The organism is Pseudonocardia abyssalis, from assembly GCF_019263705.2.
GTDB classification, from domain to species: domain Bacteria; phylum Actinomycetota; class Actinomycetes; order Mycobacteriales; family Pseudonocardiaceae; genus Pseudonocardia; species Pseudonocardia abyssalis.
The window spans coordinates 5,010,684-5,028,814 of sequence record NZ_JADQDK010000001.1; the positions used below are offsets into that span (position 1 = coordinate 5,010,684).

At 74.1% G+C, this 18,131-nt stretch carries 17 protein-coding genes; 7 read left to right on the top strand and 10 right to left on the bottom strand.

Features of this window, described 5'->3' with window-relative positions; translation table 11 throughout:
• Positions 1–82: 82 nt before the first annotated feature.
• Genes I4I81_RS24540 through I4I81_RS24560 form a run of 4 tightly spaced genes read left to right on the top strand, consistent with a single transcriptional unit; the run spans position 83 to position 4,369 of the window.
• Positions 83–1,291: an NRAMP family divalent metal transporter gene (locus tag I4I81_RS24540; protein ID WP_218602826.1), complete on the top strand. Its 1,209-nt coding sequence runs from the start codon at positions 83–85 to the stop codon at positions 1,289–1,291.
• Positions 1,288–2,049 carry a LamB/YcsF family protein gene (locus tag I4I81_RS24545; protein ID WP_218602811.1) on the top strand — a complete coding sequence of 254 codons (762 nt, stop codon included), beginning with the start codon at positions 1,288–1,290 and terminating at the stop codon, positions 2,047–2,049. Before I4I81_RS24540 ends, I4I81_RS24545 begins: the two co-directional genes overlap by 4 nt.
• Positions 2,046–3,611, top strand: a complete 1,566-nt coding sequence (locus I4I81_RS31465; protein WP_308187700.1) for a 5-oxoprolinase subunit B/C family protein — start codon at positions 2,046–2,048, stop codon at positions 3,609–3,611. The genes I4I81_RS24545 and I4I81_RS31465 overlap by 4 nt, the downstream gene beginning before the upstream one ends.
• Positions 3,608–4,369, top strand: coding sequence for a putative hydro-lyase (locus I4I81_RS24560; RefSeq protein ID WP_218603099.1), 762 nt, complete (start codon positions 3,608–3,610; stop codon positions 4,367–4,369). Before I4I81_RS31465 ends, I4I81_RS24560 begins: the two co-directional genes overlap by 4 nt.
• Position 4,370: 1 nt before the next feature.
• On the opposite strand, the gene I4I81_RS24565 is transcribed toward I4I81_RS24560, so the two are convergent.
• The 5 genes from I4I81_RS24565 to I4I81_RS24585 are packed head-to-tail and all read right to left on the bottom strand — an operon-like array spanning position 4,371 to position 10,237.
• Positions 4,371–5,252: a DMT family transporter gene (locus I4I81_RS24565; RefSeq protein ID WP_226363553.1), complete on the bottom strand. Its 882-nt coding sequence runs from the start codon at positions 5,250–5,252 to the stop codon at positions 4,371–4,373.
• Between the two features lie 10 nt (positions 5,253–5,262).
• Positions 5,263–6,810, bottom strand: a complete 1,548-nt coding sequence (locus tag I4I81_RS24570) for an adenylate/guanylate cyclase domain-containing protein (protein ID WP_218603097.1) — start codon at positions 6,808–6,810, stop codon at positions 5,263–5,265.
• A gap of 17 nt (positions 6,811–6,827) precedes the next feature.
• The gene (locus tag I4I81_RS24575) at positions 6,828–7,643 is read right to left on the bottom strand and encodes a MaoC/PaaZ C-terminal domain-containing protein (protein WP_218603096.1); all 816 of its coding nucleotides are present in this window, start codon (positions 7,641–7,643) and stop codon (positions 6,828–6,830) included.
• Position 7,644: 1 nt separating this feature from the next.
• On the bottom strand, positions 7,645–8,955 hold the full coding sequence (locus tag I4I81_RS24580; RefSeq protein WP_218603095.1) for a 3-oxoacyl-ACP reductase: 1,311 nt from the start codon (positions 8,953–8,955) through the stop codon (positions 7,645–7,647).
• A 1-nt stretch (position 8,956) separates the two neighbouring features.
• Positions 8,957–10,237 (bottom strand): acetyl-CoA C-acetyltransferase, encoded by a 1,281-nt coding sequence (locus I4I81_RS24585; RefSeq protein WP_218603094.1) that lies wholly within the window; start codon positions 10,235–10,237, stop codon positions 8,957–8,959.
• An 88-nt stretch (positions 10,238–10,325) separates the two neighbouring features.
• On the opposite strand from I4I81_RS24585, the gene I4I81_RS24590 reads away from it, so the two are divergent.
• Both I4I81_RS24590 and I4I81_RS24595 read left to right on the top strand, forming a co-directional pair.
• Entirely contained in the window at positions 10,326–10,949 is a 624-nt protein-coding gene (locus I4I81_RS24590) for a TetR family transcriptional regulator (protein ID WP_218603093.1), read from the top strand.
• Positions 10,946–12,865 (top strand): acyl-CoA dehydrogenase family protein, encoded by a 1,920-nt coding sequence (locus tag I4I81_RS24595; protein WP_218603092.1) that lies wholly within the window; start codon positions 10,946–10,948, stop codon positions 12,863–12,865. The genes I4I81_RS24590 and I4I81_RS24595 overlap by 4 nt, the downstream gene beginning before the upstream one ends.
• A gap of 218 nt (positions 12,866–13,083) precedes the next feature.
• Here I4I81_RS24595 and I4I81_RS24600 read toward each other — a convergent pair whose 3' ends face one another.
• Positions 13,084–13,413 (bottom strand): winged helix-turn-helix transcriptional regulator, encoded by a 330-nt coding sequence (locus I4I81_RS24600; protein WP_226363554.1) that lies wholly within the window; start codon positions 13,411–13,413, stop codon positions 13,084–13,086.
• Between the two features lie 83 nt (positions 13,414–13,496).
• On the opposite strand from I4I81_RS24600, the gene I4I81_RS24605 reads away from it, so the two are divergent.
• Positions 13,497–14,309 (top strand): NAD(P)H-binding protein, encoded by an 813-nt coding sequence (locus tag I4I81_RS24605; RefSeq protein WP_218603091.1) that lies wholly within the window; start codon positions 13,497–13,499, stop codon positions 14,307–14,309.
• A 7-nt stretch (positions 14,310–14,316) separates the two neighbouring features.
• Here the strand turns inward: I4I81_RS24605 and I4I81_RS24610 are convergent, their stop codons facing one another.
• The 4 genes from I4I81_RS24610 to I4I81_RS24625 are packed head-to-tail and all read right to left on the bottom strand — an operon-like array spanning position 14,317 to position 17,976.
• Positions 14,317–14,919, bottom strand: coding sequence for a DUF998 domain-containing protein (locus tag I4I81_RS24610; protein WP_218603090.1), 603 nt, complete (start codon positions 14,917–14,919; stop codon positions 14,317–14,319).
• 4 nt (positions 14,920–14,923) lie between these two features.
• A complete protein-coding gene (locus tag I4I81_RS24615) occupies positions 14,924–16,504 on the bottom strand; it encodes an acyl-CoA synthetase (RefSeq protein WP_218603089.1) in 1,581 nt (526 codons plus the stop codon).
• A 22-nt stretch (positions 16,505–16,526) separates the two neighbouring features.
• A complete protein-coding gene (locus I4I81_RS24620) occupies positions 16,527–17,408 on the bottom strand; it encodes an MOSC domain-containing protein (protein ID WP_218603088.1) in 882 nt (293 codons plus the stop codon).
• A gap of 52 nt (positions 17,409–17,460) precedes the next feature.
• The gene (locus tag I4I81_RS24625) at positions 17,461–17,976 is read right to left on the bottom strand and encodes an SRPBCC family protein (protein WP_218616363.1); all 516 of its coding nucleotides are present in this window, start codon (positions 17,974–17,976) and stop codon (positions 17,461–17,463) included.
• Positions 17,977–18,131: the final 155 nt, after the last annotated feature.

The window sequence follows — 18,131 nt, forward strand, 5'->3', positions numbered from 1 at the left end:
ACGTGTTTCCGATCCGCCGATACTCTTGTCGGATTGTTGAACAATCCCTACGCTCACCACATCTGGCGTGAGGGAGGACACAATGGCCGAGAACGTGAAGGCAGCAATCGGATCGGCGACGAGCCGCAGTGCGGTGCTCGGCGCGATGTTCCTGATGGCCACCAGTGCCATCGGGCCGGGCTTCATCACCCAGACCACGACGTTCACCGCGCAGCTCGGGGCGGCGTTCGCGTTCGCGGTGCTCGTGTCGATCCTGGTCGACGTCGCGGTCCAGCTGAACGTGTGGCGGGTCATCGGCGTCAGCGGGCAGCGCGCCCACGAGCTCGGCAACCAGGTGCTGCCCGGTGTCGGGTACGCGCTGGCCGTGCTGGTCGTCGTCGGCGGGCTGGTGTTCAACATCGGCAACGTCGGCGGCACCGGGCTCGGGGTCAACGCCATGCTCGGCGTCGACGCGAAGATCGGGGGCGCGATCTCGGCCGCGCTCGCCATCGCGATCTTCCTCAGCAAGCGGGCCGGCGTGGCGCTGGACCGGATCGTCGTGGTGCTCGGGACGGCGATGATCCTGATGACGGCGTACGTCGCGGTGGTCTCGGGCCCGCCCGTCGGCGACGCGCTGCGCCAGACCGTGCTGCCCGACCAGGTCGACTTCCTCGTCATCACGACGCTGATCGGCGGCACCGTCGGCGGCTACATCACCTACGCGGGCGCGCACCGACTGCTCGACTCCGGGCTCACCGGGCCCGAGCACGTCGGCGCGATCTCCCGCAGCTCGATCGTCGGGATCCTGGTCACCGGCGTGATGCGGGTGCTGCTGTTCCTCGCCGTGCTCGGCGTGGTCGCGGGCGGCGTCACGCTGGCGCAGGACAACCCGGCGGCCAGCGCGTTCGAGGCGGCGGCCGGGCAGGTCGGGCTGCGGGTCTTCGGGATCATCCTGTGGGCCGCGAGCATCACCTCGGTGATCGGCGCGGCCTACACGTCGGTGTCGTTCCTGACGTCGAGCCGTACGTCGCCGCGGCGGCGCAACGCGTACACCGTGGCCTTCATCGCGCTGTCCGCGACGATCTACCTGCTGGTCGGCACCGCCCCGGTGACGCTGCTGGTGTTCGCGGGCGCGTTCAACGGGCTGATCCTCCCCCTCGGGTTCACCGTGGTGCTGTGGGTGGCGTGGCGCCGGCGCGACCTGCTCGGCGGCTACCGCTACCCGGTCTGGCTGCTGGGCATCGGCGTGCTGGCCTGGCTGCTGACGCTGTACCTGGGCTACCAGTCGATCGGGGGGTTGGCGAAGCTGTGAGCGTGCGGATCGATCTCAACTCCGACCTCGGCGAGTCCTTCGGCCGCTGGACGCTCGGCGACGACGACGCGATGCTCGACCTGGTCACCTCGGCCAACGTGGCCTGCGGCTTCCACGCGGGTGACGCCACGACGCTGCGCCGCACGTGCGCGGCGGCGGCGGCCCGCGGGGTGGTCGTGGGCGCGCAGGTCGGCTACCGCGACCTGGCCGGCTTCGGGCGGCGGTTCGTCGACATGGACCCGGGCGAGCTCGCCGACGACGTCGTCTACCAGCTCGGTTCGCTCGACGGGATGTGCCGGGTCGCGGGTACGGCGGTGCGCTACCTCAAGCCGCACGGGGCGCTCTACAACGCGGTGGTGCACCACGCGGCGCAGGCGCGGGCCGTCGTCGACGCGGTGCGCGCCTACGACCCCGCGCTCCCGGTGCTCGGCCTGCCCGGGTCGGAGCTGCTGCGCGCGGCCGAGGCGGCGGGGCTGCGGGCGGTGCCGGAGTTCTTCGTCGACCGCGGGTACACCGGCGACGGCACGCTGGTGCCGCGTGCGGAGCCCGGCGCGCTGCTGCACGACGCCGACGAGGTGGCCGACCGGGTGCGGCGGCTGCTCGCCGAAGGCGTGGTGCGGGCGGTGGACGGCACGGACGTGACGGTCCGGGCGGAGTCGGCGTGCGTGCACGGCGACAGCCCCGGCGCGGTGGCGATGGCGGCGGCGGTCCGGGCGGCCCTGGAGGCCGACGGCGTGGCGCTCGAGGCGTTCGCGTGACCGGCTCGCACCCGGCCGTGCGGGTACTGGCGTGCGGGGACTCCGCCCTGCTGTGCGAGGTCGCCGATCTCGACGCCGTGCTCGCGCTCGCCGCCGCCGTGCGCGCCGCGGCGTTCCCCGCGGTGCTGGACGTCGTGCCTGCGGCCCGCACCGTGCTGCTGCTGACGGCTCCGGGCACCGATCTCGGGACGCTGCGCCGCGCGGTGCTCGCCCTGCCCGTCGACCCGTCGGCGGCCGCGCCGGACGGGGAGACCGTCGAGATCCCGGTGGTCTACGACGGGCCGGACCTCGACGAGGTCGGGCGGCTGACCGGGCTCGGGGCCGAGGGTGTGGTCGAGGCGCACACGGCCACCCCGTGGCGGGTCGGCTTCGGCGGGTTCGCGCCCGGCTTCGCCTACCTGGCCGGGGGTGACGGGCGGCTGCACGTCCCCCGCCGCGACGAGCCGCGGACGACGGTGCCCGCGGGGTCGGTCGGCCTGGCGGGCGAGTTCAGCGGGATCTACCCGCGGGCGAGCCCCGGCGGCTGGCAGCTGATCGGCAGCACGACGGTGCAGCTCTGGGACGCGCACCGCACCCCCGCGGCGCTCCTGCGCCCGGGAGCGGAGGTCCGCTTCGTCCGCACCTCGGAGCCACAACGCGCTCCGCAGGGGGGGCGGAACAGCAGTACGGCTCCGAAGTGTGCAGCGCGGCGGATGCTGGAGGTGCTGGCCACCGGTGCGCTCGCGCTCGTGCAGGACCTGGGGCGTCCGGGCGCGGGGGCCACCGGGGTCGGGCGCTCGGGGGCCGCGGACCGGGCCGCCCTGCGGCTCGGCAACCGGCTCGTCGCCAATCCCCCGTCCGCCGCCGCCGTCGAGGTCGTGTTCGGCGGGCTGGCCGTCCGGGCCGGGCCCGACCTCCCGGCCCCGCTGCTGCTCGCCCTCACCGGCGCCCCCGCACCCGCCGACGTCGACGGCACCCCGGTCGGCCACCACGCGCTGGTCACGCTGCGGGCCGGGCAGACGCTGCGCCTCGGTGCCCCGCCCACCGGGCTGCGCACCTACCTCGCCGTGCGCGGCGGGGTCGAGGTCGCCGCGGTCCTCGGCTCCCGCAGCACCGACGTGCTGTCCGGGGTCGGGCCCGCCCCGCTCGCGGCCGGTGACCTGTTGCCGGTCGGGCCGGAGCCCGCCGACCTGCCGCGCGTCGACGTCGCACCGGTCGCCGTCCCCCCCGGCGACGCCGTGACGCTGCGCGCGGTGCCCGGCCCGCGGGCCGACTGGGTCGCCGATCCCGCCGCGCTCGCCGCCACCACCTGGACGGCGTCGGGCCGCAGCGACCGCGTCGGCATGCGCCTGGAGGGTGCCCCGCTGCGCCGCCGGGACCACGGCGAGCTGCCCAGCGAGGGCATGGTCCGCGGGGCGGTCCAGGTGCCACCGGGCGGGGAACCCGTGCTGTTCGGCGCCGACCACCCCGTGACCGGCGGCTACCCCGTCGTCGCCGTGGTGCTCGACGCCGACATGGACCGCGCGGCGCAGATCCGTCCCGGACAGCAGGTCCGCTTCCGACTCCTGGAGGAGCCCCGATGATCCCCGCCGAGGCACGCCGACGGTTCCGCGACGGCGTCGTCACCCCGACCGCGGGCTGGTGCCCGGGGTTCACGCAGGCCAACCTGATCACCGTTCCGCGCGCGCAGGCCTGGGACTTCCTGCTGTTCGCCCAGCGCGACCCGAAACCGTGCCCCGTCCTCGACGTCCTGGACGCCGGTGCCGTCGCCGGGCCCCTGCTCGACGGCGACGTGCGCACCGACCTCCCGCTCTACCGCGTCTACGTCGACGGCGAGCTCGTCGAGGAGGTCGCCGACGTCCGCGGCTGGTGGCGCGAGGACCTCGTCAGCTTCCTCATCGGCTGCAGCTTCACGTTCGAGCGGGCGCTGGGTGCGGCCGGCGTGCCCGTGCGCCACGTCGAGCAGGACGTCAACGTGCCGATGTACCGGACGTCGTGGCGCTGCCGGGAGGCCGGAGCGGTCTCGGGCCCGCTGGTGGTCTCGATGCGCTACGTGCCGGGCTCCCTGGTGGAGACCGCGGTGGCCGTGACGGCCCGCTACCCGGCCGTCCACGGTGCGCCGGTGCACGTCGGCGACCCCCGTGAGCTGGGGATCGCCGACCTCGACGCCCCCGACCACGGCGACGCCGTCCGTCCCGAGCCGGGTGACGTGCCGGTGTTCTGGGCGTGCGGGGTGACCCCGCAGGCGGCCGTGGTGGAGTCGCGGCCGCCGCTGGCCGTCGCGCACGCGCCGGGCCACATGCTGATCACCGACGCGCGCGACGACGACTACCGGGTCTGAGTCACCGCCGCCGCGAGAGACCCACGCCGACCAGGCAGACCAGCCCGCCGACGAGCGCGAGCCACGGCGGCAGCTCGCCGAGCAGCACCGCGGAGAGCGCGATCGTGATGGGCGGGACGGCGTAGGTGGTGACGCCGAGGCGGCCGGCGTCCATCCGGGCCAGTGCGTACGCCCACGTCGAGAAGGCCAGCGCGGTGGGGACGACGCCGAGGTAGACGAGCCCGGCCGTGGCGCCCGCCGGGGCCGCGGCGAGGTCGGTGAGCAGGCCCGGGGTGAACGGCAGGCACGCGACGGCCCCGATCACGCACGCCAGGAACGTCACCTGCAGCGCGGGCAGCCGGCGCAGCACCGGCTTCTGCGCGAGCACCCCGACCGCGTACGTCACCGCCGCGACCAGGCACAGGACGACGCCGAGGACGTCGGCGGAGTCGGTGTCCGCCGTCGCCGCGCCGACCAGCAGGACGCCGCCGAACGCGATCCCGCCGCCGATCAGCAGCCACCGCGGGAACCCCTCCCCGAGCAGCAGCCCTGCGAACAGTGCGATGAGGATCGGTCCGACGTTGACCAGCATCGCCGTGGTGCCCGCGTCGATCCGCTGCTCGGCGGCGTTGAGCGCGACGTTGTAGACGGCGAACCAGGCGATCCCGCACAGCATGATCAGGCCCCACTCGCGCGCGGTCGGGGCGACCCAGCGGCGGCTCACGAGTACCCCGGCACCCAGGGCGAGCGCCCCGACCAGCAGGCGGCCCAGCGCGAGCGGCCCCGGCTCGTAGGACGCGCCGACGGCGCGGATCGCGACGAACGCCGACGCCCACGCCAGTACCGTGACGACGACGGCGAGGAGGGCTCCGGACCGGACGCGGGGGGTGGCGGTGGTGCTCACCCCGTCGACGCTACGACCGGTCGCCCGCGATCTCGCGCGGTTTACCGCCATCGTCCGTCGACATGCTGCCGAGCGGGGTCGCGAGGCGGGTCACCTCGCCGCGGCCGCGCAGCTCGGTCTCGCCGCCGAGCTCCCAGCGGGCCCGTTCGCCCTCCGCGGCGAGCCCGACCGCCCGCCCGGCCGCGACGACCCCGCCGGGCACCGACTTGGCCAGCTCGGTCAGCCGCGCGGCCTCGTTCACCGGGTCGCCGATGACGGTGTACTCGAAGCGCCGCACGTCGCCGACGTTGCCGGCCACCGCGTCGCCCGCGGAGACGCCGATCCCGGCCTCGATCTCCGGCAGCTCCGCGGCGAGACGGGCGCCCAGCTCGCGGCCCGCGGCGAGCGCCGAGCCGGCGGGGTCCGACACGGCGACGGGTGCGCCGAACACGGCGAGCGCGGCGTCGCCCTGGAACTTGTTGATCCAGCCGCCGTGCTCCTCCACCACCTCGACGACGACTCCGAAGAACCGGTTGAGCACCCCGACGACCTCCGCGGCCGGGCGCCGCACGGCGAGCTGAGTGGACCCCACCAGGTCGACGAACAGCACCGCGACCGACCGCACCTCGCCGCCGAGGCGCACCTCCTGCGCGGCCGCCGCGGCCTCCGCGACGTCGCGCCCGACGTGGCGGCCGAACAGGTCGCGGATCCGCTCGCGCTCGGTGAGGCCCGCGACCATCGTGTTGAACCCGCTCTGCAGCTGGCCCAGCTCGGTGCCGTCGTAGACGGTGACCTCGGCGTCGAACCGCCCGCGCTCGACGCGGCGCATCGCTCGGCGCACCGCGTTCACCGGGTCGGCGACGGCGCGGGCCGACCCGACCGTCGCGAGGAAGCCGGTGATCAGGGACGTACCGCCCAGCGTCAGCATGATCACCGCGAGCTGCGCGGACGGGATGTCGCCGTGGGCCAGCGCCGACACCGCGGCGAGCAGCACCCCGACCACCGGCACCGCGGTGCCGAGCGCCCAGAACAGCAGCGACCGCACCACGACGCCGGGCAGCACGCGCCGTCGCGGGGGCTGCCGCGACAGCACGCGCCCGGTGGTGCGGCGCAGGATCCGCTCGCTGAGCAGGTAGGCCAGCGCGCAGGTGGTGATGCCGCCGAGCAGGGTGGTCTCGGCGACCGACAGCGCGAGGCGCCACGAGTACTGCGCGTTGACCCCGCCGAACAGCAGCACCGCGGTGAGCCACAGGACGCCCTGCACGGTGGTCAGCCGCAGCGGCCCGTAGAGGACGCGCCGGTGCTCGCGGCGTTGCTCGACCTCCGTGCCCCCGCCGAGCTTCATCCGGAACCGCCTGCCGCCCCACACCGCGCCGATGACGAGGGCGAGCAGCAGGTAGCAGCCGAACATGATCAGGTTGACGACCCGTGTGCGGTCCGGATCGGCGAGCGGCCCGTTGGGCAGCACCCACGCCGAGAGCACCAGCACGACACCGGCCCCGATGATGTTGGCGACGACGACGGCGAACAGCAGCGCGACCCGCACGGGCCACGCGACCACCCACCGCCGCCGCGCCATGGCGGGAGTCTGGCAGGTCAGACGGTGATGGCCGCCGTCAGGTGCGGGCCCTTCCGGGACCGGACGTCGACCCCCCAGCCGTCGCCGACGCGCCGCGTCCGCAGTTCGACGGTCGACGGCAGCAGCAGTGGCCGCCCGAACGCGACGGCCTGCGTCAGCGCGTCCGGCAGGCGCCCCTGCAGTGCGGACATCGAGCGGGCGGCGGTCCACATGCCGTGCGCGATGGCCCGCGGGAACCCGAACGCCTTCGCACTCAACGGGTGCAGGTGGATCGGGTTGACGTCACCGCTGACGGCGGCGTAGCGGCGCCCGGTGTCGCCGTCGACCCGCCAGAGCGCCGACGGCGGGCCGTCGGTGATCTCCGGTGGGGACGGCTGCTGCTCACCGGGCTCCGGTGCGTGCGCGCCCCGGGCCAGGTACGTGCTGCGCCCGTCCCAGACCCGCTCGCCCGCGACGTCCACGGCCGCGACGAGATCGACCTGCGCGCCCTTCGGGTGCCCGACGAACCGCTCCGCGTGCACCGCGATCCCCAGCCGCTCGCCCGCGTCGATCCGCCGGTGCACGGTGATCGTGTTCGCGACGTGCACGAGCCCGGGGAGCGGCAGCGGGAACGAGCGCCCCGCCATCAGCTCCACCTGCAGTGCGAACGCGAGGACGTGCGGGTAGGTCGGCGGCAGGGCGTCGGCGAACCGGAAGCCGCACACCCGCGCGTAGTCGGCGAGACGGGTGCGGTCGACGTCGACGCTCCGGCGGAGCACGGTGTCGGGCAGCGTCGACGCGCGCGGCCCGACCGCGCCCACGGCGGCCTTCGCGTACAGCGGCCCCAACGACATCTCAGGCCCCGATCAGGCTCTGGCCGCACACGCGCACGACCTGCCCGGTGACGCCGCCGCTCTCCGCGCGGCCCAGCCAGCCGACGGTCTCCGCGACGTCGACGGGCAGCCCGCCCTGGCGCAGGCTGTTGATCCGCCTGCCCCCCTCGCGGGTGGCGAGCGGCATCTTCGCGGTCATCGCGGTCTCGATGAACCCGGGGGCGATCGCGTTGACCGTCACGCCCTTCGCCGCGACCTGCGGCGCGAGCGCCCGGACCATCCCGATCACGCCCGCCTTGCTCGCGGCGTAGTTGGTCTGGCCGCGGTTGCCCGCGATGCCGCTGGTGGAGGCGACGCAGACGATGCGGCCGGTGTCGCCGAGCAGGTCGCTCGCCAGCAGTGCCGCGTTGATCGTCAGCTGGGCGCGCAGGTTGACCGCGAGGACGGAGTTCCAGCGGTCGGCGTCCATGTTGGCGAGGAGCTTGTCGCGGGTGATGCCGGCGTTGTGGACGACGACGTCGACGCGCCCGTGCCGCTCGCGCAGGTGTGCCAGCAGCCGGTCGGCGGCGTCGGTGGCGGTGATGTCGAGCTGCAGCGCCGTGCCGCCGGTGGCGTTGGCGACGGCGGCGAGCGACTCGCCTGCGGCGGGGATGTCGACCGCGATGATCGTCGCGCCGTCGCGGGCCAGGGTCTCCGCGATGGCTGCGCCGATCCCGCGCGCCGCCCCGGTGACGACGGCGACCCGTCCGGCCAGCGGACGCTCCTCGTCGGACTCCTCCGGCTGCGCCCCGACCGGAGCGGCGACGTGCACGACCTGCCCGTCGACGTAGGCGGAGCGCCCGGACAGGAAGAACCGCACCGACGACGCGACGTCGGCGTCGGGCGTCACGACCAGCAGGTTCGCGGTCGCACCGGCCCGCACCTCCTTGGCCGCGGACCGCACGATCCCGTCGAACGCCTGCGCCACGGCGGCGGCCTCGGGGTCCTCGGACGGCTCGGGGGCGAGCACCAGCAGCCGCCCGTTCGGGGCGAGCCGCTTCACCGCGGGCGTCAGGAACACCTGGGCGGCGCAGAGGTCGTCGAGCGTGGTCGCGGCGGTGGCGTCGAGGACGACCGCGGCGACCTTGCCCTCCGCCGTCTCGACGACGCCCGCGTCCTCGAGCAGCGCGCGGATCGGCTCGGCGAACCGGCCGGCCCCGACCGACCCGACGAGCGCGGGCCCGTCGAGCAGGGGGGCGCCGGGGGTGTGGCGGCGCAGCACCGGGATGCGTGGCACCCCGAGCCGTTGGACGAGCGGGTTCTGGGACAGGTCGCGGAAGGTGTCGTTGCTCATGTCAGGCCGCCTCGAGGATCGCGACGACGCCCTGGCCGCCCGCTGCGCAGATGGAGATCAGGCCCCGGCCGGACCCCTTCTCGTGCAGCTGCTTGGCCAGGCTCGCGACGATCCGCCCGCCGGTGGCGGCGAACGGGTGTCCGGTCGCCAGCGACGATCCGTTGACGTTGAGCTTCGACCGGTCGATCGAGCCCAGCGGCGCGTCGAGGCCGAGCTTCTCCTTCGCGTACGCCGGGTCCTCCCACGCAGCGAGCGTGGCGAGCACGGTGGACGCGAACGCCTCGTGGATCTCGTAGAAGTCGAAGTCCTGCAGCGTGAGGCCGTTGCGCTCCAGCAGCCGCGGCACGGCGTGGACCGGGGCGGTGAGCAGGCCATCACCTGCGTGCACGAAGTCGACCGCCGCGGTCTCGGCGTCGACGACGTGCGCGAGCACCGGCAGCTTGTGCTCGGCGGCCCACTCGTCGGAGCCGAGCAGGACCGCGGACGCGCCGTCGGTGAGCGGGGTGGAGTTGCCGGCGGTCATGGTGCCGTCCGGGCCACCGAAGACCGGCTTGAGCTTCGCGAGCTTCTCGGCCGTCGAGTCCGCGCGCAGGTTCTGGTCCCGGGTGAGGCCCTGGAACGGTGTCACGAGGTCGTCGAAGAAGCCGCGCTCGTAGGCGGCGGCGAGGTTGCGGTGGCTGGCCGCGGCGAGCTCGTCCTGCGCCTCGCGGGTGACGTGCCACTCCAGCGCGGTGAGCGCGGCGTGCTCACCCATCGACAGCCCGGTGCGCGGCTCGGCGTTGCGCGGGATCTCCGGCACGACCTGGCCGGGGCGGATCCCGGCGATCGCGCGGAGGCGGTCGGCGAACGAGCGGGCGCCGTTGAGCTTCATGAGGACGCGGCGCAGGTCGTCGTTGAGGGCGACTGGGGCGTCGCTGGCGGTGTCGACACCGGCCGCGATGCCGCTCTCGATCTGACCGAGCGCGATCTTGTTGGCGACGAGGACAGCCGTCTCGAGGCCGGTGCCGCACGCCTGCTGCACGTCGTAGGCGGGGGTGTACGGCGACAGGCGGCTGCCGAGCACGGACTCGCGGGTGAGGTCGCGGTCGCGCGAGTGCTTGAGGACCGCGCCCCCCGCCACCTCGCCGATGCGCGCGCCGGCGAGGCCGAAGCGGGCGGCGAGGCCGTCGAGGGTCGCGGTGAGCATGTCGAGGTTGGTGGCCTGGGCATAGGCCCCGTTCGCACGGGCGAACGGGATGCGGTTGCCCCCGATGACGGCGGCCTGCCGGGCTGAACGGGTCATGGTACGAACGGTACCGGGTACTGCCGGTCCCGCATACGTGACGCCCTTCACCTAGTCGATACCGTGAGTACTCGGTACTGTCGGTCCCGTGAAGACTGTGCGGGATCGACGGGCCACCCGGTGGGACGCCCACCGGCAGGCGCGGCGCGTCGAGCTCACCGACGCCGCGATCCTGGCGATCCGGGCGCACGGCGCGGGCGTCGGCATGGACGACGTCGCGGCGCAGGCGGGCACCAGCAAGACCGTCGTCTACCGGCACTTCGCCGACCGCACCGAGCTCTACGTGGCGGTCTGCGTCCGCGTGGCGGACGTCCTCCTGGGTCAGGTTCGCGCAGCCATCGACGGCGCTGACGGTCCACACGCGCAGATCGCCGCGGGCATCGAGGCGTACCTGCGGCTCATCGAGCACGACCCCGAGGTCTACCGGTTCGTGGTGCACCGCCCGCTGGTCGACCGGTCCCCCGGCGCCGACCCGGTCGCCGACCTCGTGTCACTGGTCGGCGACCAGGTCGCCGCCGTGGTCGCCGCCCGCACGGGTGACTCCGCGGCCGCGATCCCCTGGGGCCACGGCATCGTCGGGATGGTGCGGGCCGCCGCCGACAACTGGCTGGCCCGCCCGACCGGGATGACCCGCTCGCAACTGGCCGCCCACCTCACCGAACTCGCCTGGGCCGGGCTCTCCGGAGTCACCGCCTCGAAGGAGGACACATGAGTGACCTGCAGACCGTTCTCGACGGCCGCTGGGCCGACGTCCGCAACGACGTCCGGGCCCAGATGGGCGAGCTGAAGCTGACCCCCGACCCCGACGCGTCCACCGAGCAGTACCGCGCCGAGATCGCCGACGCCGTGCGCACGCTCGCGCGCAGCCGCCGCCCGCACCAGGGCTTCGACCCGGCCTACGGCGGCGACGGTGACGTCGGCGGCGTCGTCGCGGCGTTCCAGATGCTCGGCCACGGCGACCTGTCGCTGCTGGTCAAGGCCGGGGTGCAGTGGGGCCTGTTCGGCGGGGCGCTCGCGGCGCTGGGCACGCAGCGCCACCACGACGCGTACCTGCGCGACATGATGGACGGCACCCTGCTCGGCTGCTTCGCGATGACCGAGACCGGCCACGGCTCCGACGTGCAGCACCTGCGCACCACCGCCACCTACGACGCCGACGCGGGCGAGTTCGTCATCCACACCCCGGAGCCGGGCGCGCGCAAGGACTACATCGGCGGCGCCGCCCGCGACGCGACGATGGCGGCGGTGTTCGCACAGCTCGTCACGAGGGGCCCGGACGAGGTGTCGCAGACGCACGGCGTGCACTGCTTCCTCGTGCCGATCCGCACCGCCGACGGCGACGCGCAGCCCGGAGTCACGATCTCCGACTGCGGCGTGAAGGCCGGCCTCAACGGCGTCGACAACGGGCGGCTGGTCTTCGACTCCGTCCGCGTGCCCCGCGAGGCGCTGCTCAACCGCTACGCCGACGTCTCCCCCGACGGCACCTACTCCAGCGACATCACCAACGAGACCCGCCGCTTCTTCACCATGCTCGGCACGCTCGTGCGCGGCCGGATCAGCGTGGCGGGCGGTGCCGCGAGCGCCGCCGAGAAGGCCCTCACGCTGGCCACCCGCTACGGCGCCACCCGCCGGCAGTTCAGCAACCCGGCCACCGGCGAGGAGGTGGTGGTCCTCGACTACCTCGTCCACCAGCGCAAGCTGCTGCCCGCCATCGCCACGTCCTACGCGCTGCACTTCGCCCAGAACGACCTGGTCGGGCAGATGCACGAGCTGCAGAAGCCCGGCGCCGTCCCGGACGAGGAGCGCCAGCGCGACCTGGAGACCCGCGCCGCGGGGATCAAGGCGATCGGCACCTGGCACGCCACGCGCACCATCCAGATGTGCCGCGAGGCGTGCGGCGGTGCCGGCTACCTGGCCGAGAACCTGCTGCCCGCGCTCAAGGCCGACACCGACGTGTTCACCACGTTCGAGGGCGACAACACCGTCCTGCTGCAGCTCGTCGCGAAGACGCTGCTGTCGGACTACGGCCGCCGCGTCGGGCAGCTCGACCTGCGCGGCAAGGTCCGCTTCGGCGCCGACCTCGTCGCGGGCACGGTGCTGGAGAAGACCGGCGCGCGCTCGGTCCTGCACCGCGGCGACGTCCGCTCGCGCGACTACCAGCGGTGGCTGCTCGCCCAGCGCGAAGAGCACCTGATCGCGAGCGGCGCACAGCGGATGCGCAAGGCCCTTGCCCCCGGCGCCGACCAGTTCGCGATCTTCAACGGGGCCCAGGACCACCTGCTCGCCGCCGCCCGCGCGCACGTCGACCGGATCGTGTTCGACGCCTTCGCCGCGGTCGCCGACCAGCACCCGCTGCTCGACCGGGTCCTCGCGCTGCACGGACTCTCCGTGATCGAGGGTGACCGCGCGTGGTCTGTCGAGCACGGGTACCTGACGGCGGCCCGCACCAAGACCGTCGCGAAGGCGATCAACGCCCTGTGCGGCGAGCTCCGCCCGCACGCGCGGGAGCTGGTCGACGGCTTCGGCATCCCGCAGAACTGGCTCGACTGCCCCCTCCTCGACGGCGAGCGCACGCAGACGTCGCCGGCGGACGGACAGCACGCCGACACCCTCACCGCCGTCGGCTGACCCCACCCGGCGAGTTTGCCGCCCCCACCCGGCGAGTTTGCCGCTGCGGCTCGGCGAGTTTGCCGATCTCACCCGGCGGGTGTGCTGACGGGCGATTCCGCACGAGATCCACGTCAGAGGGGGTGCGCCCCGCCGCAGCCCCTCTGACGTCCATCTCGTGCGTGATGACCGCGGACCGCTGCGCTGGTCGGGACTGCGGTCGACGCGCCGGGCCCGGGTCAGGTGCTGCGGGCCGCCTCGATCTCGGGCAGGCGGGTCTGGATGAAGCCGAGCAGCCCCGTGAGGTGCCCGGTGAGGCCACGGCCGAGGTCGGTGAGGCTGTAGGTGACCTGCGGCGGGGTGGTGGGGGTGACCACGCGGTCGACGAACCCGTCGGCCTCCAGCGTGCGCAGCGTCTGGGCCAGCATCTTCTCGCTCACCCCGTCGATCCGGCGACGCAGCGCGCTGAACCGCAGCGGCTCGACGGCGAGCGCGGCCAGCACGAGCACCGCCCACTTGCTCGTGACGTGGTCGAGGACCGACCGGCTGGGGCACCTGCTGCTGAACACGTCCGCCGCGAGCACTGTGCCTCCGTCGCTTACTTTCAGGTACGTACTTACGAATCGTTAGTGCAAAGACTACCGTCGGATCCATGATCGCTGTCACCGGAGTCACCGGGAACCTCGGCCGCGTCGTCGTCGACGACCTCCTCACCCGCGTCCCCGCCACCGAGCTCGTCGCGCTCGCCCGCGACCCGCGCAAGGCCGCCGACCTGGCCGACCGCGGCGTCGACGTCCGCGCGGGCGACTACGACGACGCCGCCTCGCTGCGCACCGCGTTCGCCGGCGTCGACGTGCTGCTGCTCGTCTCCTCCCCCGACGTGACGCCCGGCGTCCGCCCCCGCCAGCACGGCACCGCGATCGACGCCGCGACGGCCGCCGGCGTCGGCCGGATCGTCTACACCAGCGCGATCGGCGCGGAGAACGGCAAGGGCTTCCTCGCCGACCACACCACCACCGAGGGCCTGCTGCGCGACTCCGGCGTGCCGCACACGCTGCTGCGCAACACGTTCTACGAGGAGGCGCTGGTCAACCCGGGCCTGCGCGCGGCGGTCGACGCGGGCGAGATCGTGGGCGCCGACGGGGGCCGGCCCGTCAACTTCGCGACGATCCGCGACCTCGGCCTCGCCGCGTCCGCCGTGCTCACCGGCGACGGGCACGACGGCGTCGCCCACGAGCTGCGCGGTCCGCTCTGGACGCTCGCCGACCTCGCCGCAGTGGTGAGCGAGGTGTCGGGCACCCCGGTGGCCTACCGCGCCGCGCCGTCCGCGGAGCTCGGCGGCATCGGCTTCGTCCACGACCTCATCGCGTCAGGCCTGTTCGCCGAGCCCTCCGACGACCTGGAGAAGCTCCTCGGCCGTCCGGCCACGAGCCTGCGCGACGCCGTGACGGCCGCACTCGCCTGAGCGACCGTCAGCGCAGGCGGGTCACCGCCACCACGAGCCACGCGGTGTTGACGACGAGCCACGCCCGCTGCCACGCCCCGAGGTCGGGGCCGCCGATGTTCAGGGCCAGCACCACCGACGCGACGGCCGCGGCCACCGTGAGCGCGGCGGCGAGCGGCCGGGTGCGCACCAGTCGCACCGCCACCACGACCATCGCCGCGACCAGCGCGATCTCGTAACCGACGACGGCGAGGACGTGCACGGTGCCGGCGAGGTCGGGCGGGGCGTCGTTCGGCGCCGTCCCGCAGCCGGCCGCGCCGAGCGGGCACGCCGTGCGGAACGCGGCGATCGTCAGCCCGGAGAGCCCGGCCAGCGCGAGCGGGACCGCGACGACCCCGCGCCCCGCGGCCGCCGCACCGAGGTGCGCGACGCCGAGCGCGGCGATCGCGACGATCCCGAACACGGCCACCGACGACCCGCGCCCGGCCAGGCTGGACACGTAGTCGCCGCGGACGGAGTAGCCGGGGACCAGCGAACCGGCGACGAGCGAGACGAGCCAGAACAGGGCGACCCCGCCGACGGCCACCCCCTGTGCGCGGGAACCGAGGTCGGAGCCACGGCTCCCGCGCACGGCACTACTGGGCAAGGTTCGCGTGCTCCGACCGCAGCTCCCGCTTGAGGATCTTGCCGCTCGGGTTCTTCGGCAGCGCGTCGGCCAGCACGACGTACTTGGGGCGCTTGTAGCCGGCCAGCACCGTGCGGGCGTGCGCGTCCACCTGCTCGACGGTGACCTCGACGCCCTCCTTCGCGACCACCACCGCCGTGACGGCCTCGATCCACGTCGGGTGGGAGATGCCGAACACGGCCACCTCGGCGACGCCCTCGAGCTGGTAGATCGCCTCCTCGACCTCGCGGGACGCGACGTTCTCCCCACCGGTCTTGATCATGTCCTTCTTGCGGTCGACGACGGAGAGGTAGCCGTCCTCGGTCATGATCCCCAGGTCGCCGGAGTGGAACCAGCCGTCCTGGAACGCCGACGCGGTCTTGTCCTCGTCCTCGTAGTAGCCGAGCGCGGCGTGCGGGGACCGGTGCACGATCTCGCCGATCTCCCCCGGCGCGACGGGCTGCCCGTCGTCGTCGACGAGGCGGGTCTCCACGTTGATCGACGCCCGCCCGGCCGACCCGGCGCGCGGGAGCTGCTCGTCCGGTCGCAGGATCGTGGCCAGCGGCGACATCTCGGTCTGGCCGTAGAAGTTCCAGAACCGGACGTCGGGCAGCCGCCGCGACAGCTCCTTGAGCACCTCCACCGGCATCGCCGATGCGCCGTAGTACCCCTTGCGCAGCGACGACAGGTCGCGGGTGTCGAAGTCGGGGTGGCGCAGCAGCGAGATCCACACCGTCGGCGGGCAGAACAGCTTCGTCGCCTTCTCCCGCTCCACGGTCGCGAGCAGCGTCGCCGGGTCGGGCCCGGGCAGGATGATCGAGGTGGCGCCGAGGTAGACGTCGACGGAGAGGAAGCAGTCGAGCTGCGCGCAGTGGTAGAGCGGCAGCGAGTGCACCTCGATGTCGTCGACGCTCATGCCGCCGTCGATCGTGCAGCTCACGTACTGCGCGATGAGCGAGCGGCTCGACAGCATCACGCCCTTGGGTCGCGACTCCGTACCCGAGGTGTACATCAGGCGCAGCGGGTCGTCGTCGCCGACGGCGACCTCCGGGTCGTGGTCGGGGCCCTGCCCCAGCCAGGTCTCGACGTCCTCCCAGCCCTCGGCGGGTTCGGCGCCGATCCAGCCGCGGACCCCGCCCTCGACGCCCGCCTCGGCGAGCGCCTTCGCCGCGGTGCCGGCCAGCGCGTCCTGCGCGACCATCCCCGACGCGCCGGAGTGGGTCAGGATGAACGCGATCTCCGAGGCGCCGAGCATGAAGTTGACCGGCACCAGCACCACGCCGATCTTCGCCGTGGCGAAGGCGAGCACCGCGTAGGAGTAGGAGTTGCGGGCGAGCAGCGCGAGCCGGTCGCCCTTCTCCAGGCCCCGCGCGGTGAGCGCGTGCGCGGTGCGGTTCGCGGCGGCGTCGAACTCCGCGAACGTGACGCGCCGGTCACCGTCGACGATCGCGAGCTTGTCGGGGTACCGCAGTGCCGAGCGGCGCAGCAGGTCACCCAGAGAATGCTGACGGGTGCGGGCGATGGCGGCCTCGGTGCCGGGTGTGAACGTCACGCGGCCGATCCTGCCCCACCGATCAGGACGTCGACACCTCCGTGTGCGGATCACCGACGGAGACCTCGCCCGGCTCGGTCACGTCGGCGTAGACGCCCGCGCACGCCCACACGCCGCCGATCTGCGGGATCTCGATGCGGTTGTGCTTCGCGATGGTGCGCAGGGTGTCGACGTCGCGGGGCAGGTCGCCCTGCTCGAGCGTCGTCATCACGCAGCGCATGGTGGCGAAGGAGAACGTGACGGTGGCGCCGCCGAGGGTGGCGCTGCGGCCCGGCCAGTCGTTCTCGGCGAAGCCGGCGTCGCCGCTCACCACGAAGTTCGGCCGGTAGCGGCGGGCGTCGAAGGTGGCGTCGGGGGCGAGCTCGCGCAGGTGGTCGAGCGTGGCCTCGCTGAGCACGTGCAGCGGGGAGAGGTCGAAGAACGTGCCCTTCGCGCCGAACGCGGAGATGTCGAACTTGCTGATCACCTCGCCGGTCTCCTCGTGCCGGATCGTGGTGTCGTCGATGAGCTGCTGCGGCGCGAGGCCCTCGACGTCGGGCCACAGCTCTTCGAAGTACGCACCCTCCGGCGCCTCGGCGGCCAGGTGCACGGGGCGCCCGAGCGCGGAGGAGAGGGCGTCGTCGATGTCGGCGTCGTCGCTGCGGTGCACCGAGCCGTCCGGGAACGTGATCTCCACCGGCGGCAGCGCGGCCCCGGCCTCCGGCTCGGTGACGAAGCGGGCGGAGAAGGCGAGGAGGTCGGCCCAGCGGCGCGGGACCTTCGCACTCGCGACGACACCGGTCTCGGAGTCGATCAGCGCGTACGCGCGGTCGCCGACCACCCCCGTCGGGCCCACGGTGCAGCGCGTGAGCGACTCGCCGAGCATCGACTTGACCGGGTAGCGGTGGATCGCGGTGACCGTCATCGTCCCGGTCTATCCGCCCGCACGCGGCGGGAACACCCTCCGGTCGGAGGGGTCAGGATGTCCGTTCCGCACATGCGGCCAGAGTCAGCAGTTGCTTCCGCATCATCACCAGGTCGCCCCACGCGATCGGGGCGGCGAGGAGGCCGGCGGTGAGGTCGAGGCGACCGATCAGCCGGCAGGACCGCTCGCCCGTCGGCGTGACGCGGTAGGTGCACGCCATCGGCCCGAACCGGCGCGTCGGCCCCGGCCGCCCGACGCCGGTGACCTCCCGGCCCGGCACGACGTCGACCACCTGGAAGATCATGACGAACGGGGTGCCCGGCTCCAGGGCGTCGGCCCCGGGGGTGAGGGTGCGGGGGCTGCGGCGGCCGAGGTTGTCGACGAGGTCGTAGCTGTAGGGGGCCTGCGTGAGCTGCGCGACCCAGCGGAAGGCGTGGTCCGCGGGCGCGGCGACGTCGACGGCCCGGATCATCCGCGCGGCCGGCTCCGGGACCAGCGCGGCGCAGGGGTAGGCGTCGTCGATCTCGGGGTCGGTCGCGCCCCAGGCCCAGGGCAGTCCGCGGCGCACGAGGTGAACTCTAAGAGCCCGCTGAGAACGGCGCGCGCACGCGCGGCCCCGACCCGGCTAGGTTCCGGCCACCGACCGCGCCGCTCCCCGCCCGCGCGGCCCCCCACCGCACCATGGACACAGCCGCGAGATGGAACCCCATGCCCCGATCACGA

Coding starts and splice junctions, on each gene's coding strand:
- I4I81_RS24575 (WP_218603096.1), bottom strand. CDS start 7,643: ATGTCGTTGGGGCCGCTGTACGCGAAGGCCGCCGTGGGCGCGGTCGGG.
- I4I81_RS24560 (WP_218603099.1), top strand. CDS start 3,608: ATGATCCCCGCCGAGGCACGCCGACGGTTCCGCGACGGCGTCGTCACC.
- I4I81_RS24570 (WP_218603097.1), bottom strand. CDS start 6,810: ATGGCGCGGCGGCGGTGGGTGGTCGCGTGGCCCGTGCGGGTCGCGCTG.
- I4I81_RS24620 (WP_218603088.1), bottom strand. CDS start 17,408: ATGACGGTCACCGCGATCCACCGCTACCCGGTCAAGTCGATGCTCGGC.
- I4I81_RS24595 (WP_218603092.1), top strand. CDS start 10,946: ATGAGTGACCTGCAGACCGTTCTCGACGGCCGCTGGGCCGACGTCCGC.
- I4I81_RS24605 (WP_218603091.1), top strand. CDS start 13,497: ATGATCGCTGTCACCGGAGTCACCGGGAACCTCGGCCGCGTCGTCGTC.
- I4I81_RS24540 (WP_218602826.1), top strand. CDS start 83: ATGGCCGAGAACGTGAAGGCAGCAATCGGATCGGCGACGAGCCGCAGT.
- I4I81_RS24585 (WP_218603094.1), bottom strand. CDS start 10,237: ATGACCCGTTCAGCCCGGCAGGCCGCCGTCATCGGGGGCAACCGCATC.
- I4I81_RS24580 (WP_218603095.1), bottom strand. CDS start 8,955: ATGAGCAACGACACCTTCCGCGACCTGTCCCAGAACCCGCTCGTCCAA.